Raw genomic sequence first — 16,728 nt, 5'->3', positions numbered from 1 at the left:
GCTTCGCCTTTGACGGAGCCGGTTTTATATATGGAGGAAACGGTAATGAGAAAAACAGCGTTATATGTCTTAGTCGGAGTCCTGCTATTCTTTGGCGGAAGCTCAAACGTCTACGGCGCACAGCCTGACCAGCAGGAGGCGGGGGCCGCTCAGACGGCTGAAATCCCGCAGGAGAAGCCCCCTGTTGTGGTAGTGCTGGATCCGGGACACGGCGGAGAGAACCTGGGAGCAGAATACGAGAAGTATACAGAAAAGTACATGACTATGACGGTGGCGAAAGCCATGAAGGCAGAGCTTGAGAAATATGAGGGAATCACCGTTTATCTGACGAGGGAAGGGGATAAGGATATGACCCTCGAGGAGAGAGTGGATTTTGCAAAGTCCGTGAATGCAGATTTTTTATTCTGTCTGCATTTTAATATGTCCGTAAAGCATGATTTATTTGGAGCGGAGGTGTGGGTTTCCGCCTTTGATAACGAATACCAGAAGGGTTATACCTTTGCCAGCATAGAAATGGACATGTTGAAAGAAATGGGGCTTTATTCCAGAGGAATTAAGACGAAATTAAATGACAAAGACACGGATTATTACGGAATTCTTCGCCATGCTACGGAAAATGACCTGCCGGCCGCCCTCATCGAGCATTGCCATTTGGATCAGGAAAATGATAAAGAATTTTATAACTCTCAGGAAAAATTGGAAAAGTTCGGTGTCTTGGATGCGACTGCAGTTGCCAAATATTACGGGCTGAGCTCAAAGGTTCTTGGCGTAGATTACGGCAGCTATCAAAATGTGGAGATACCTGTTCCTACCGCTCCCGTAAAGCCTGACGATACGGAACCGGATATCTGTATCATCGATGTGAAGGATGTGAACGAGGAGAACGGGGATGTTACCGTGGCCCTTTCCGCACAGGATTACGATAGTTCTATGCTCTATTATTCCTATAGCTATGACGGAGGAGTCACTTTTTCCGGTTTGCAGAAATGGGAAGATGGAGAGGATACCATACGCTTTACTATGAATGTGCCTTCCGGCACACTTCCTGAAATCGTAGTGAATGCGTATAATCTCTTTGACAAATTCACCGAAAGCAATCATATACACCTGTCTTCCTTAATTTATGGAGAGACTGATGCGCAGGAGGCCGTAGAGGCAAGCAATATGGGAGAAAGCTCAGTTGCGGGTGGGGAAGAGAATGCCTCTGTGGGAACGACACAAGTACAGCAGGATGACGGTTCGAAGAAAAAGGCTCAGAAGGAAGAAAAAGAGATAACGGTAACTTATTTCCTTCAAGTCATTTTTATTTGCATTGCTATTTTATTCGTGCTCTTTTCCTTTACTATGATCTTGATTTCTTCACGCTCAAAGAAGAAACGTAGACGGAGAAAATAGGAGCCATATACCGTAGTAAAGAGCCGTGACCGCGCTCAAAGCCAGCTTATGCAGGACATAGCTTTTCAGGGACAGCGCGGTATCTTTAATCATGCTGTATGTCTGGGCGATACAGGAAAAGCCCCCAAAGGGCAGAAGGAGCAGGACAACCAGAGGTGCGCAGTTTCCCATGCGGCTTATTCCACTTGTGATTTCCAACAGGCAGTTTAAAAGGGCACAAATATGTATTCCATATAAGTATTTGTTGTACAGAAAGAACTGTGGTATTAAATTCAGCAGGTTAAACAGTACCATATAGCCGCCCAGCTTAGAGATACCGTACAGGCTGGACATGATGGAATCGTCCAGCGCGTCTAAAAGGGTGTCCGTCTGCTTTGATTCGGCAGCGGACAGCACCATCAGAGGTGTTTTAAAAGATGTCTGCCGACTCCCGGAGGGTGGCCGCCGTCTCTCTTCAACAGGTGTCATATTTTTATAGAGGGTATGCCTTAAAATGATTCCGTATAGAAGAGGAAGTCCGTACATCCCGAATAGATAAGGGGCTTTTTTTTGCAAGCCGAGAACGGGGAGTGCGAAGCTCATGAAATAAATGGGGCCTATATTGTTGCAAAAGGACAACAAAAACTGCGCCTCCTTTTGCGACAGCTTGCCTCTGGAAAGTAAATCGGCAATGACCTTAGCTCCCATGGGAAAGCCGCATAAAAAGCCGATGACCAACGCATAAATACCGTTAAGGCTGATGGACAGCAGAGGCTTTAAAACAGGGCTTAATGCGCGTACGAAGCTTTCCGTCAAATTCAGGCGGATCATAATTCCGGTCAGAATCATAAACGGCAAAAGGGTAGGTATCATTCTGTTGAACCATAGCTGTAATCCGATAAAGGAGTAGGAAAGGCTTTCCGTTGGAAAGACCAAAAGCAGTAGCGTTAAAAAGAAGAAAAATATTGTGAGCAGAAAAGTTTTCAATTTTTTTTTCAAAAATATCACCGCGGATTTAAAAAATGAGGTATATTACAGTTATATGTGAGGGTGCGGGAAATAAGAAGGGAAGAAAGTCTGAGGAAAAGAAATGCTGCGTTTGGATAAATTTTTGTGTGAAATGAACATCGGAAGCCGAAGTCAGGTGAAGCTTTATTTAAAGCAGGGCCTAGTGACGGTAAACGGTGAAACTATAACCAAACCCGAAACAAAAGTGAATGAAAATAAGGATGAGGTCGCTTTTAGGGGAGAGTCTTTCCGTTACAGAAAGTATGTATATTATATGCTGAATAAGCCAAAGGACGTAGTGTCTGCTACTAAGGATAACTTAAGCGCCACAGTAACGGATCTTTTAAAGGACACCGGCTATGTAGACTTATTTCCGGTAGGACGGCTGGATAAGGATACAGAGGGACTCCTGCTCATGACTAACGACGGCGCTTTGGCTCACGATTTGCTCTCCCCGAAAAAACATGTAAAAAAAGTCTACTTTGTGATACTGGAACACCCTCTTACAGCGGAAGACGTGTGCTTGCTGGAGGCGGGCGTGGACATCGGAGAAGAGGAACGCACCCGTCCCGCGTCGGTGGAACTGCTACCTGATAAATGTATTTATCTGACGATTACGGAAGGGAAATTCCACCAGGTAAAGCGTATGATAAATGCAGTGGATAATAACGTCTTATATTTAAAGAGAGTCTCCGTGGGAAGCCTGAGGTTAGATGAAGAACTGAAGCCGGGAGAGTATCGGGAACTGACGCAGGAAGAAATACAAGAACTGAAGCAAAAAAGTATATAAATCATGAGCTGTGATATTTAATCTACTTTAGAAGATACGCGGGGAAAAAGGATGAAGTATATTAAGAAACTGTTATATCTGCTATTAGGAATACTTTCCCTTTTAAGCCTGATTATTATTATAGGCGCATTTAATGCTGACTTTTCGGATAATCTCTCAAATTTTTTGTATGCACATAACATTTTACCGCAGGCAGCTCTTCGGGAAGAGGGGGCACCCAAAGGACTGTCGGTATCGGATGCGGCGGGAGACAGGCATACTTATACTTCGGATGAACTGCTACGGGACATTTCGGAAATAGGAAAAGAAGAAGCAGCACAAGAAGGTTCTTACGTTCCGCCGGAAAAATCTGTAGTGGAGGCTCCGGCAAGGGTTGCGGATAAAAGCGGATATGTTCCTGTTCAGGACACGAATGAACAGATTGACGATAAAGAAGCGAAGGATTTAGAAAACCAGCTTACTTATGGTGAGACCGGTGACAGCTTGACCTTCGATACGAAATTTTATCCTTATTACGGTATGCTGGATACGCCGCTGCAAAAGCTCTACCGTCAGATATATGCCAATGCGATTTCTTTAAATGGGATATTCACGCCGGTGGAGAAGGTAGGGACGGTACAGCTTAAGAACGTTTTCATGGCGGTATTCAATGACCACCCTGAAATTTTTTGGCTGGACTGTGCTTACCGGGGCAAGTTTTCCGCAGATGGCATCTGTCTGCAGATTGTCCTGCAGTTTAACGAGACCGCAGATAACCTTTCGGCGTCTGAAACCGAGTTTGACCAGGCGGCCGAAGAAATCTTAAACGGCGCCAGAAGCATGGGAAGCGACTACGAAAAAGAGGTATATGTTCACGATACCTTGCTGGATAGAATCCGGTATAACTTGGATGCCCCTCTCAATCAGACAGCTTACAGCGCGTTGGTAAATGATCAGACGGTATGTGCGGGCTATGCGCGGGCGTTCCAATATTTGATGAAGCAGCTTGGAGTCCCTTGCTATTACTGTACGGGCTACGCAGGGCAAAATCATGCATGGAATATTATCGTGCTGGACGACGGGTTCTATAATGTGGATTCCACTTGGGACGATACGGACCCCAATACCTATGATTATTTCAATAAAACCGATGGGGATTTTGCCGCTACTCATGCAAGAGAGGATTTGTCCGTGTATTTACCCGCCTGCAACGGACAAAAATACCAAGCCCCGGAAAATAATGTACAGACCGCGTCAGGCAGCGGTAAGCGAAGTCTGGAGGATGCCGGATTTTCCCCGGACGCAGTTCTTACCGGCTTGGAGGATTATTATCAGAACTGTTATTATAACATCATGCAAAGCGGCGGTTCCGTTCAGTTCCAGAGCGTAGTAAACAGCGCCGATCTATGGACGCAATGCTACGACTCTTATAACAGCGGTGCATATGCCGATGCTTATATGAATCAGGTTCTATCGGAGCTGAATGCGTCCTCCTGTCAAGTGGACATTCAGGCGGAAGAGCTTTCAGGAGGAAATATACTGTTGACTCACAATATAACGGTAAATTATTAACGTTTGTTTTATAGAGGAGTACGTGATATGGTCAATGAAAAGGTTCCGGAATAAAAGGCGAAGGCCTGAGAGATTAAGGCACAAATAAAAAGAGATAAATGGAAAGAAAGAGGAAGCAGGAGACAACATGGGGACAAGAAACATTTTGAAAAATAAATATTATCTTTATATGACGGAATTCTTTGCAGGAACTGCAGTAATGGCAGTAGAACTGGGAGCAAGCAGGCTGCTGGCGCCTTATTTCAGCTCCTCTCAGATCGTTTGGACAATTATTATAGGAACTATTATGATTGCCATGGCTTTAGGAAATATATGGGGAGGGCGAAGTGCGGATAAGAATCCGGATCCGGACAAACTGTATATGCGATTGATTATCGCAGCTATTTGGATTGCGGCAATTCCGCTTGTGGGCAAATATATCATACTCGCTATATCGGCGGTGCTGGTACTTACGGTAAATAATAACTTTTTGATTTTGGCGGGTTTCATCGCCTGTATGGTCATCTTCGTTTTTCCGCTGTTTTTACTCGGAACGGTAACACCGTCGTTAGTAAAATATACGGTGGAGAGCTTGGATGACAGCGGAAAAACCGTAGGAACCTTAAGTGCCTTCAATACCATCGGAAGCATTATTGGAACCTTCCTGCCTACTTTTGTGACCATTCCGGCGGTTGGCACCTCCATCACCTTTTTGATATTTTCAGGAATTCTTCTGGTTTTAGGTCTGATCTATTTTTTCAGTAAGAAGAAAAAAGGAAAAGTCTGTGCAGCAGCAACAGCTCTTTTTATTCTATGCGGTATCTTCGGGAATTCAGACAGTTTTGCTTTTTGGGAAAAGAATCTGGTTTATGAAGGAGAATCCATCTACAACTATTTGCAGGTAAAGGAGACGGATGAAAGCGTTATCCTTTCCACGAATGTGCTGTTCGGTGTTCAGTCCATCATGAAAAAAGACGACTCCCTTACCGGGATGTATTACGATTATGCCCTTGCAGCTCCCGTCATGGCAGGTATTGCTGAGAACGGGGAAGGGGATATACTGATTCTTGGAATGGGAACCGGAACTTATGCCAAACAGTGCATGAAGTATTTTGACAGCATAAAGATAGAGGGCGTGGAAATCGACCAAAAGATTACAGATTTGGCGAGAGAATATTTTGAATTGCCCGATACGGTCAACGTAACTACTTACGACGGCCGCGCTTATCTTCAGGCAATAGACGACAAATACGATGTCATCATGGTAGATGCTTATCAGGATATTACGATTCCTTTCCAGATGTCTTCCATAGAGTTTTTCACTATGGTAAAGGAGCATTTGAAGGATAATGGAGTAATGGTGGTAAATATGAATATGCATTCGGAGGAGGAAGGTAATATTAACGATTATCTTTCGGATACTATCGCGAACGTTTTCCCCCATGTATATACGGTAAATGTAAACGGGGCTACTAACAGGGAACTTTTTGCTACATTAAATGAAGATGCGACGGGATATTTGAAAGCGGGTGCTGATGGAAATGCCGCGGATAATAGTGACTATGCTGTTGAAATTGACAACGAAGAGCTGGCGGCTATGATGAGGGTAGTTGATGCCGGGCTTACGGCTTATGAAAGGGGGGAATATCTTCTGACTGATGATAAAGCTCCGGTGGAGTTGCTTGGAATGAGTGTGATTGACGGGTTGATTCAGGATGAAATCGGTTATTATAAGAAAATTTTTAAAGAGCAGGGTATTTCCGGATTGCTGAATCAGATGTAGCTTATGGATATTGAGAATTATTTTCCATAAAAATGCTTTATATTATCTTGTAATTTTATTAAGTTATTGTTATAATAATATACGTGGTTAGTTCTCGCTAACTAATTGCGAATAAATCATGGACAACTCCTTTTGCCTTATCTATATTATTCGAAACCTCATAAACATAGTCGCAAAGGCAAAAGGGGGAATCCCTCCAAGGGAAAGGAATGGTTAAGGATATGAATTATTTGGAAATTGAAAAAGTAATAGGACGTGAAATTATCGACTCAAGAGGAAATCCCACCGTAGAAGCGGAGGTGTATCTGTTCGACGGTACTGTGGGCAGAGGGACAGCGCCCAGCGGAGCTTCCACGGGAGAGTTCGAGGCTCTGGAGCTGCGTGACGGAGACAAGAGCCGTTTTGGAGGAAAAGGCGTTCTTAAGGCAGTACATAATATCAACACGGTAATTAACGATACCTTAAAAGGAATGGACGCTTCGGATATCTACGGAGTGGATGCGGCGATGATAAAGGCGGACGGTACGAAGGATAAGTCTAATCTTGGAGCCAATGCTATACTGGCTGTTTCAATTGCATGTGCGAGGGCGGCGGCGGTTGCGCTCGATATTCCGCTTTACCGTTTCCTCGGCGGTGTTAACAGCAACAGGCTTCCTGTGCCTATGATGAATATTTTAAACGGCGGCGCTCATGCAGCGAACACTGTGGACGTTCAGGAATTCATGATTATGCCCGTGGGCGCAAGCAGCTTCAAAGAGGGGCTTCGCCAATGTACGGAGGTGTTCCACGTGTTGGCATCGTTACTCAAGAAGAAAGGACTGGCTACCTCCGTGGGCGACGAAGGTGGATTTGCTCCTGATCTGGCAAGCGATGAGGAAGCGATTGAATATATTCTCGAGGCGGTAAAGGCGGCAGGCTATGAACCGGGCAAGGATTTTGTACTGGCTATGGATGCGGCTTCCAGCGAATGGAAGGGTGATAAAAAAGGAGAGTATGTGCTTCCCAAGAATGGAAAGAAGTTCACCTCCGTAGAATTAGTGGCTCACTGGAAGGAACTTTGTGAAAAGTACCCTATTTATTCCATCGAGGACGGTTTGGATGAAGAGGACTGGGAAGGCTGGCAGATTATGACCAAGGAGCTTGGAGATAAGGTACAGTTGGTAGGTGATGACTTATTCGTAACCAATACTGAGCGCCTTAAAAAAGGTATCAGCCTCGGCTGCGGCAACTCCATCCTCATTAAGTTAAATCAGATCGGTTCCGTATCGGAGACTCTGGAAGCTATTAAGATGGCACACAAGGCAGGCTATACTGCAATTTCTTCTCATCGCTCCGGAGAAACAGAGGATACGACGATTGCCGATTTGGCGGTAGCACTGAATACTTGTCAGATCAAGACCGGCGCGCCCAGCAGAAGCGAGAGAGTTGCGAAGTATAACCAATTGCTTCGTATTGAGGAAGAGCTTGGAGCAAGTGCTGTATATCCCGGTTTCGACGCTTTTTAACTTCGATTGCTTGTTGCAACGATATAAAATATTTCTAAGATATGAAAATCCGCACTCGGCTTAAGCAAGTGCGGATTTTTTATGGGCTCTGTTTCGTTACTGATTTATTGTTTTTTATAGTTTGCATACGTTTGCTATTTAATGTACTGCTTGATAGCTTCAAAGCTTTCGGTGCTGATTACGTGCTCGATACGGCAGGCGTCGTCAGCAGCAATCTTTTTATCCACGCCAAGTCTCACCAGCCAGGAGGAGAGCAGTTCGTGGCGCTCATATATGATATCGGCTATTTTCCGGCCTGCTGCGGTAAGCTGAATGAAACCCTCCTTCGATACGGTGATATATTCTTTTTCACGCAGGTTTTTCATCGCGACGCTGACGCTGGACTTCTTGAAACCAAGTTCCTCTGCTATATCCACGGAACGCACCACAGGATGAGATTTGCTGAGTATTAAAATAGTTTCCAAATAATTTTCTGCTGATTCGTTTATATGCATAATTTTTACCTCAATTTTTACGAAATTTAATGAAATAAGATGAAAATAAGATATCGAAGTTTCCTGCCAGATTGTTATTAGTATAGCATATGTCACCAAAAACGGCAAATTATAAAAAGTACATACAAAAATCTTGACAACCGTTTTAAGTTAGAATATACTAACTATGAAAGAACGTAATGAAAATAATTATCAAAATCACTTAAAATACAACGAGAAAGAAGGATGAGCGATGCCCTTAACAATGGTAAAAGCAGGAGAACCTAATGTAATACGTAAAATCGGCGGCAAGGAAGAAACTCGGAGATTTTTAGAAAACCTCGGCTTTGTAACAGGCGGCATAGTGACCGTAGTATCTGAAATCGGCGGCAATATGATTGTCAACGTTAAGGATTCCAGAGTTGCTATCGGCAAAGATATGGCGATTAAAATCATGGTGAATTAAGAATTGTAATTATAGAATGGGAGAAGGAGAAATAATGAAGACATTAAAAGATGTTTCGTGCGGCGAAACGGTAAAGGTAACGAAGCTGACAGGAGAAGGCCCGGTAAAGAGGCGTATCATGGATATGGGGATTACGAAGGGCGTGGATATTTTCGTAAGAAAGGTAGCTCCTCTTGGCGATCCGATAGAGGTCATGGTGAGAGGTTATGAGTTGTCCTTGCGTAAGGCTGATGCCGAGATGATTTCGGTGGAATAATTTTTTGCTCAGGAGTTAGTGATAACTAATGAAAGGTAGAAATATCAAACGGAACGAATAATGATTTGCTGTAAAGCAGAAAGAGGAAGAATATGTCTATTAAGATTGCGTTAGCAGGTAATCCGAACTGCGGTAAGACCACATTATTTAATGCGCTGACCGGTTCCAATCAATTTGTAGGAAACTGGCCGGGCGTTACGGTAGAGAAAAAGGAAGGAAAGCTGAAAGGGCATAAGGATGTTATTATTATGGACCTTCCCGGCATCTATTCCCTTTCTCCCTACACTTTGGAAGAAGTAGTTGCCAGAAATTATCTGATTGGGGAAAGACCGGATGCAATTCTCAATATCGTAGACGGAACTAATATTGAAAGAAACCTATATTTGTCCACACAGCTTATGGAACTTGGCATTCCCGTAATCATGGCCGTAAATATGATGGACATCGTAGAGAAAAATGGTGATAGAATACATATAGACAGGCTGAGCAAGAAGCTGGGCTGTGAGGTCGTGGAAATTTCCGCATTAAAGGGAACCGGCATCGAAAAAGCGGCGCAAAAGGCGATAACACTCGCAAACCAAAAAAACATTGCCATACCCGTACACAAATTTGCACCCGAGGTAGAAAGTGTTCTGGATGTTGTAGAACAGAAGCTGGGAAGCGATATTGTGAAAGAACAGAAGCGTTTCTTTGCCATTAAGCTATTGGAAAAGGATGATAAAATACAGAGTCAGATGAAACTTGTGCCCGATATATCGAAGGAGATCGAGCAAATAGAGAAGTTATTTGACGACGATACGGAAAGTATCATTACCAACGAAAGATATGTCTATATTTCCTCCATTATCGGAGAGTGTTATACGAAGGGCAGAAAGGACAGTCTGACAATTTCTGATAAAATTGACAGGATTGTAACGAATCGTATTCTCGCTCTGCCTATTTTTGCAGTGGTAATGTTCATTGTTTATTATGTGTCCGTTACTACGGTGGGAACATGGGCCACCGATTGGGCGAATGATGGACTATTCGGCGAAGGCTGGAGCTTATTCGGCTTGGAAGTACCTGGAATTCCTATATTACTCGATTCTGCACTGACGGCAATAGGGTGTGCGGATTGGCTTCATGGGCTGATTTTAGATGGAATCGTAGCCGGTGTAGGCGCAGTACTCGGCTTTGTGCCTCAGATGTTAGTGCTGTTCATCTTTCTCGCTTTTTTGGAAGCTTGCGGATATATGGCGCGAGTTGCTTTTATCATGGATAGGATTTTCCGTAAATTCGGACTTTCCGGCAAATCTTTCATACCTATGCTTATCGGAACCGGCTGCGGCGTGCCGGGAGTTATGGCATCCCGTACAATAGAGAATGACCGTGACAGAAAAATGACTATCATGACCACGACCTTTATTCCCTGCGGCGCAAAGCTTCCTATTATTGCCTTGATTGCAGGAGCTTTGTTTGGAGGCGCATGGTGGGTGGCTCCCAGCGCTTACTTCGTAGGTATCGCTGCAATTATCTGCTCCGGTATCATTCTTAAGAAAACAAAAATGTTCGCAGGGGACCCTGCTCCCTTCGTTATGGAGCTCCCGTCTTATCATATGCCCACGGTAGGAAACGTACTTAGAAGCATGTGGGAGAGAGGCTGGTCCTTCATTAAAAAGGCCGGAACGATCATTCTTTTATCTACCATTGTGGTATGGTTTACCACCTTCTTTGGATGGGTGGACGGACAGTTTAGAATGCTCGAGGATATGGAAATCGACCATAGCATCCTTGCAAGTATCGGAAGTCTTGTTAGCTGGATATTCATCCCTCTCGGATGGGGCGACTGGAAATCCGCAGTTGCAGCAATTACAGGTCTTGTGGCCAAGGAGAACGTAGTAGGAACCTTCGGTATTCTGTTCGGCTTTGCTGAAGTGGCTGAAGACGGTACGGAAATCTGGGGTACACTGGCAGGCAGCATGACAGCAATAGCTGCATATTCCTTCCTCGTGTTCAACCTTTTGTGCGCACCCTGCTTCGCAGCTATGGGAGCGATCAAGAGAGAGATGAACAATGCGAAATGGTTCTGGTTCGCCATCGGATATCAGACGGCCCTTGCGTATGTTGTATCCATGTGCGTTTACCAGTTCGGTACGCTTTTTACCACCGGTTCTTTCGGTATATTAACAGTTGTTGCCTTGCTGTTCTTCTTAGGGTTTATTTATCTGCTGTTCTTCTTAGGGTTTATTTATCTGCTGTTCAGACCATATAAGGAAAGCAGTTCCCTAAAGCTGGATACGAAGAACTTTGCCCGGGCAAAATAAAACCTATTTACAAAATTTGTGCTTATGTTTAGGTTCAGATTGTACAGAAAGGAAGTGTTCGATATATGGGAACAATTATTGTCGGCGGGATTGTGCTTTGCTTGACGGCAGCCGCTATAGGGAGCATGATACACGATAAAAAGAACGGTAAATCAATACAATGCGGCGGAGACTGCAAACATTGCGGAGGCCATTGCGGGCAGTAAAAGATGGAGGTACGTAAGTGACAGTTGACAGAACCAATCCTGAAAAGAGAAAAATCCCTGATTCCAGAAGCTATCACAGGACGCGGATGCAGCGTGAGATGATTATAGACAGCCTGCGGGAGCGGGGGTGCAGAATTACGAAGCAACGGCTTACTTTGATCGATATTATTTTGGAGAACGAGTGCTCCAGCTGTAAGGATATTTTCTATAAGGCGGTAAAAATAGATAACCAGATAGGCACTGCTACCGTTTACAGGATGGTGAATGTCTTGGAGGAAATTGGAGCGATCAGTCGGAAAAATATGTATAAGGTTTCGTATTCGGAGCATTGCGTCATGGAGGATGCGTGCGTGGTGGTGTTAGAGGATGATACGACCTACCATCTTTCTGCGAAGAAATGGAACTCGGTCATTCAGGCAGGACTTAGTATCTGCGGTTATATGACGAACCAGAAAATTAAATCTATTACTATAAAGCCTTGTGAATGCGAAAAAGCGGAATGTTGATTCATTCCGCTTTTTTCTGTAATAGGAAAGCCCCTCTATTACAACATCCCCCGATATTGTGAAAAAATTTGTTGGACAGTATATACAATTAGGATATCATTTGTATCAATTACACATATCTTACAAATGGGATATCAAAAAAGAAAGATAAATCATATATTTATACGGTTTACAAATGTGCCTGATTATCGAAAAAGATAGAATAGACAAAATTAATGTTAAAAAGTTGCTAATTTTAATTTATTTTGTTGATTTTATTTCTTTTCGAGGTTATAATTTATCGCGTTGGCAATGAGATAAGGATGAGCTTTTCCTTACCGATTATTGCATCATTCTATTATAGTTTTAACAAAATATTAGGTAAGGCGAGGTTGAAAAGTATGAAGTATCTAAGATTTTTATTAATCTGCGTTCCGTTGTCCTTTATAGGATATTTTATGAACTGGAGCGCAACCACTATGTTCATTTTAACTTGTATTTCTATTATTCCTTTAGCGGGATATTTGGGAAATGCTACCGAGTCAATTGCAGTTTTTACCGGCCCTAAGGCTGGTGGTTTCCTGAATGCAACATTTGGTAACGCCACGGAGCTTATCATCAGTTTCTTTTCAATTCGCGCGGGATTGTTTGAAGTAGTAAAGGCTACTTTGGCAGGCTCCGTATTGGGAAATATATTGTTGGTTTTGGGCTGCAGCATTTTAGCGGGCGGTCTTAAGCACAAGGTATTGAAATACGATGCGAAGGTTGGTCGCTCTACGGCAACCATGCTGCTTTTTGCAGTAGCAGCGCTTGCTATGCCGGCAATTTTTATGTCAAAATTACCTGAAAACATCATCGTTTCCAAGTATGAGAACTTCAGTATTATTACGAGTGTTATCATGCTTTGTACTTATGTCGTAGGCGTTGTATATTCCTTCAAAGGACAGAATGATTTGTACGAGGGAATGGAAGAGGAAGAAGAGGCAGAGTGGAATCTTCCCATAAGCATTACCGTTCTTGCAGTAGCTACTATTTTAATAGCAATTGAATCTGAACTTTTAGTTGCAAGCATCGAGCCTATGACGGCGGCAGTAGGTATTTCTGAGATGTTCGTCGGAATTATCCTGATTCCTATCGTAGGTAACGCGGCAGAGCACAGCACGGCAGTTATCATGGCTCTGAAGAATAAAATGGACATTTCCATAGAAATTGCAGTGGGTTCCAGTTTGCAGATTGTCTTGTTTGTAATTCCGATTTCCGTAATCATGAGTCTCTTTATTGCGGATACACCGATGAGCATTATTTTTAAGGTAGAAGAGATATTCTTGTTCGCGGCCAGTGTATTTATTGTAAATCATATCGTAAAGGCAGGAAGAACCGACTGGATGGAGGGCTTAAAGCTCATATCCGTTTACATTATCGCAGCGGTTGGATTCTTTATTCTGTAAATAATAAAGCAGATTTTTTGATTTCAATAATTCGGGCGGGATAATTTCCCGCCCTTTTTAATGTAATAGGAAAGTGTTCTTATTACATAATAAGCGGCGATGTGTTCCTCTTCGGAGCACATGCCGCTTTGTTGCTGCAGGCTTATTTTATACAAGCTGAACCAGTAAAAGTATCACGTGCGCATTTGCCTGAGATATGGTATGATATTATGATGAATAAATGGATGGATTCGGCCTTATTTGCGAAAGCATATTAAAAAAGAGAACGGCTGAAAAAGAAAGGTTTATAAAATATGATGTTACAAGATATAGATGCGGTTATTTTCGATTTGGACGGTTCACTGGTGGATTCCATGTGGATATGGGAACAAATCGATATCGAGTATTTAGGGAGGTTTGGAATAGCACTTCCTGATAACCTGCAATATGAAATAGAAGGAAAGAGCTTCAGCGAGACTGCGCATTTTTTCAAGGAGCGTTTTCAAATTTCTGATCCGCTTCAAAAGATAAAGGATGACTGGAATGAAATGGCATGGAACAAATACAGCTATGAAGTTCCTCTAAAAAACGGTGCGGATTCTTTTCTAGCCTATTGCAAAGCCAATGATATTAAATTGGGAATCGCAACCAGCAATTCCAGAGAACTGGTTATGAACGTAGCCGCTGTACATGGGTTGGAACACTATTTCGACTGTATTATGACCGGCTGTGACGTAGAAAAAGGAAAGCCGGCTCCTGACATTTATCTGGCAGTGGCGGACGCGCTCAAGGTTGATCCCTCCCGCTGTCTCGTATTCGAGGACATTATTCCGGGAATCTTAGCAGGCAAAGCGGCGGGAATGAAAGTATGCGCTGTAGAGGATGCCTACTCCGAGGCAATAAGAGCTGAGAAAAAAGAACTGGCTGATTATTATATCAAAGATTATACAGATTTTTCTTCCCTTTATTAAAGGGATTTCGAATAGCTATTTGGATAGGAGAACAAATTTGACCAACGGATTTTTACCCATATCAAAAGAAGATTTAATAGAACGGGGCATTGGGCGGTTAGATTTCGTCTATGTGACGGGAGACGCCTATGTGGACCATCCATCCTTCGGGCATGCTGTTATCGGCCGTATTTTGGAAGCCAACGGCTATACCGTAGGAATAATAGCCCAACCTGACTGGAAGGACGATAAAAGCATCGCGGTGCTTGGAGAGCCGAGGCTGGCTTTTCTCATATCCGCCGGCAACATGGATTCTATGGTAAATCATTATTTTGTATCTAAGAAGCATCGCCCGAACGATGCATATACCCCCGGCGGTGAGCCTTATAAAAGACCCGACCATGCCACGGCAGTATACGGCAACCTGATTCGCAGAACCTACAAGGAGATTCCCATTATTATTGGAGGAATCGAAGCCAGTTTGAGAAGGCTGGCTCATTACGATTACTGGACGGATAGCTTTAAACGCTCTGTTCTGTTGGATTCTCAGGCGGATTTGATATCCTACGGCATGGGAGAGCATTCTGTTATAGAGATTGCAGATGCCCTAAACAGCGGAATCGATATAAAAGACATCACCTTTATTCAGGGAACGGTATATAAAACAAAAGATATATCGGGAGTTTATGACAAGATAGAACTTCCTTGCTACGCAGAAATGAAAGCGGACAAGACGAAATATGCAGACAGCTTCGCCCTCCAATACGAAAATACAGATCCCTTTACGGGCAAATATTTAATAGAAGGATATCCCAACGGTATTTATGTGGTACAGAACCCTCCTGCGAAGCCTCTTACTATGGAAGAGATGGACTACGTTTACGACTTGCCTTATCAAAGGACCTATCATCCGTCTTATGAAGAAAAGGGAGGAGTGCCGGCCATTTCCGAAATAAAGTTCTCCCTGATCAGCAATAGAGGCTGCTTCGGGGGCTGCAATTTCTGCGCGCTCACCTTTCATCAGGGAAGGACAGTACAGGCGAGGAGTCATGAATCCATAGTGACGGAAGCTGAAGCACTTGCAAAGGAGCCCGACTTTAAGGGATACATCCATGACGTAGGCGGTCCTACCGCTAATTTCAGGCATCCCTCCTGTGAAAAACAGCTTTTGCATGGTGTATGTAAGACGAAGCAATGCTTATTTCCGTCTCCCTGCAAAAACCTTACGGTGGATCACAGTGATTATTTGGGACTGTTACAGGACCTTCGAAAAATTCCCGGTATGAAAAAAGTATTTATACGCTCCGGTATCCGTTTCGATTATTTGCTGGCGGACAATGACGACTCCTTTTTTTCGGAATTGGTAGAGCATCACGTCAGCGGGCAGCTCAAGGTGGCCCCGGAACATATTTCCGACGCTGTCCTAAGCAAGATGGGAAAACCGGAAAATGCGGTGTACGAACGCTTTGTAAAAAAATACAACAAGATAAACGAGCGACTGGGAAAGAAGCAGTTTCTGGTACCCTATCTGATGTCCTCCCATCCGGGCTCAACATTGAAAGAAGCAATAGAACTGGCAGAGTATTTGCGGGATTTGGGATATATGCCTGAGCAGGTCCAGGATTTCTATCCCACACCATCCACCGTTTCCACCGTCATGTACTATACGGGCCTAGATCCACGGGACGGAAAAAACGTTTATGTTTGCAAAAATCCTCATGAGAAAGCTATGCAGAGGGCTTTGATCCAGTACCGTAATCCGAAAAATTACGACCTTGTAAGGGAAGCATTACTTTCTGCCGGAAGAGAGGATTTGATCGGCTTCGATAAAAAATGTCTGATTCGCCCGAGACAGACAGTGCCGGAAAAAGGAAGGGTTTATTCTCAGACCGGCGGGAGCGGCGCATATGTACGGAAAGATAACAGTTCTAAAGGGCATGGAAAAAACAGTAATTTGAGTTTTTCAGGTGTTAAAAAACCGAATGAGAAAAGCACGGGTTCCAGAAATCCAAATATACAAAATATGAATGACAAAAATGTAAATAACAAAAATACAAATATTAAAAGCTCTAATTCTAAAAATACGAATGCTACAAACTCGAAGAAAAAAGCGACCATCAGAAATGTTCATAAGAAAAAATAAAGGTAACGTTATATATTATGAATGACAGT

Annotated in this window: 15 protein-coding genes; 13 read left to right on the top strand and 2 right to left on the bottom strand. The window is 43.4% G+C overall.

All coding sequences use genetic code 11. From position 1 onward, the window contains the following. Positions 1-45 precede the first annotated feature (45 nt). Positions 46-1,395, top strand: a complete 1,350-nt coding sequence (locus tag CC90_RS0106940; protein ID WP_031390069.1) for an N-acetylmuramoyl-L-alanine amidase family protein — start codon at positions 46-48, stop codon at positions 1,393-1,395. On the opposite strand, the gene CC90_RS0106935 is transcribed toward CC90_RS0106940, so the two are convergent. Further along, entirely contained in the window at positions 1,366-2,373 is a 1,008-nt protein-coding gene (locus CC90_RS0106935; RefSeq protein ID WP_031390068.1) for a nucleoside recognition domain-containing protein, read from the bottom strand. The genes CC90_RS0106940 and CC90_RS0106935 overlap by 30 nt on opposite strands. A 91-nt stretch (positions 2,374-2,464) precedes the next feature. On the opposite strand from CC90_RS0106935, the gene CC90_RS0106930 reads away from it, so the two are divergent. From CC90_RS0106930 to eno, 4 genes are all read left to right on the top strand, one after another. Continuing rightward, entirely contained in the window at positions 2,465-3,172 is a 708-nt protein-coding gene (locus CC90_RS0106930) for a pseudouridine synthase (RefSeq protein WP_031390067.1), read from the top strand. Positions 3,173-3,223: 51 nt separating this feature from the next. Then, positions 3,224-4,723, top strand: coding sequence for a transglutaminase domain-containing protein (locus tag CC90_RS0106925; RefSeq protein ID WP_031390066.1), 1,500 nt, complete (start codon positions 3,224-3,226; stop codon positions 4,721-4,723). A 127-nt stretch (positions 4,724-4,850) separates the two neighbouring features. Beyond that, the gene (locus CC90_RS0106920) at positions 4,851-6,485 is read left to right on the top strand and encodes a spermidine synthase (protein WP_031390065.1); all 1,635 of its coding nucleotides are present in this window, start codon (positions 4,851-4,853) and stop codon (positions 6,483-6,485) included. A gap of 221 nt (positions 6,486-6,706) precedes the next feature. Then, the gene (gene eno / locus CC90_RS0106915) at positions 6,707-7,990 is read left to right on the top strand and encodes a phosphopyruvate hydratase (RefSeq protein ID WP_031390064.1); all 1,284 of its coding nucleotides are present in this window, start codon (positions 6,707-6,709) and stop codon (positions 7,988-7,990) included. A 134-nt stretch (positions 7,991-8,124) separates the two neighbouring features. Here eno and CC90_RS0106910 read toward each other — a convergent pair whose 3' ends face one another. Next, positions 8,125-8,484, bottom strand: coding sequence for a metal-dependent transcriptional regulator (locus CC90_RS0106910; RefSeq protein WP_031390063.1), 360 nt, complete (start codon positions 8,482-8,484; stop codon positions 8,125-8,127). Positions 8,485-8,716: 232 nt separating this feature from the next. Here CC90_RS0106910 and CC90_RS0106905 point away from each other — a divergent pair, with 232 nt between their 5' ends. From CC90_RS0106905 to CC90_RS0106865, 8 genes are all read left to right on the top strand, one after another. Further along, positions 8,717-8,929 (top strand): FeoA family protein, encoded by a 213-nt coding sequence (locus CC90_RS0106905; protein ID WP_031390062.1) that lies wholly within the window; start codon positions 8,717-8,719, stop codon positions 8,927-8,929. A 34-nt stretch (positions 8,930-8,963) separates the two neighbouring features. Then, positions 8,964-9,185: a FeoA family protein gene (locus CC90_RS0106900; RefSeq protein WP_031390061.1), complete on the top strand. Its 222-nt coding sequence runs from the start codon at positions 8,964-8,966 to the stop codon at positions 9,183-9,185. Between the two features lie 92 nt (positions 9,186-9,277). Further along, entirely contained in the window at positions 9,278-11,488 is a 2,211-nt protein-coding gene (gene feoB, locus CC90_RS0106895) for a ferrous iron transport protein B (protein ID WP_031390060.1), read from the top strand. Positions 11,489-11,553: 65 nt separating this feature from the next. Further along, positions 11,554-11,694, top strand: coding sequence for a FeoB-associated Cys-rich membrane protein (locus CC90_RS22190; RefSeq protein WP_035315224.1), 141 nt, complete (start codon positions 11,554-11,556; stop codon positions 11,692-11,694). Positions 11,695-11,780: 86 nt separating this feature from the next. After that, entirely contained in the window at positions 11,781-12,200 is a 420-nt protein-coding gene (locus CC90_RS0106885; RefSeq protein WP_081905966.1) for a transcriptional repressor, read from the top strand. Between the two features lie 380 nt (positions 12,201-12,580). Further along, complete coding sequence (gene cax, locus CC90_RS0106880; RefSeq protein WP_031390058.1) at positions 12,581-13,627, top strand: calcium/proton exchanger; 1,047 nt, start codon at positions 12,581-12,583, stop codon at positions 13,625-13,627. 296 nt (positions 13,628-13,923) lie between these two features. Further along, a complete protein-coding gene (locus CC90_RS0106870) occupies positions 13,924-14,577 on the top strand; it encodes an HAD family hydrolase (RefSeq protein ID WP_031390057.1) in 654 nt (217 codons plus the stop codon). Positions 14,578-14,614: 37 nt separating this feature from the next. After that, positions 14,615-16,699: a YgiQ family radical SAM protein gene (locus tag CC90_RS0106865; RefSeq protein WP_031390056.1), complete on the top strand. Its 2,085-nt coding sequence runs from the start codon at positions 14,615-14,617 to the stop codon at positions 16,697-16,699. Positions 16,700-16,728 lie beyond the last annotated feature (29 nt).

The sequence above is a fragment of the Kineothrix alysoides genome (genome assembly GCF_000732725.1).
GTDB lineage: Bacteria > Bacillota > Clostridia > Lachnospirales > Lachnospiraceae > Kineothrix > Kineothrix alysoides.
The sequence above is the reverse complement of the archived record's forward strand: the minus strand, read 5'-3'. Positions and strand labels throughout refer to the sequence as shown.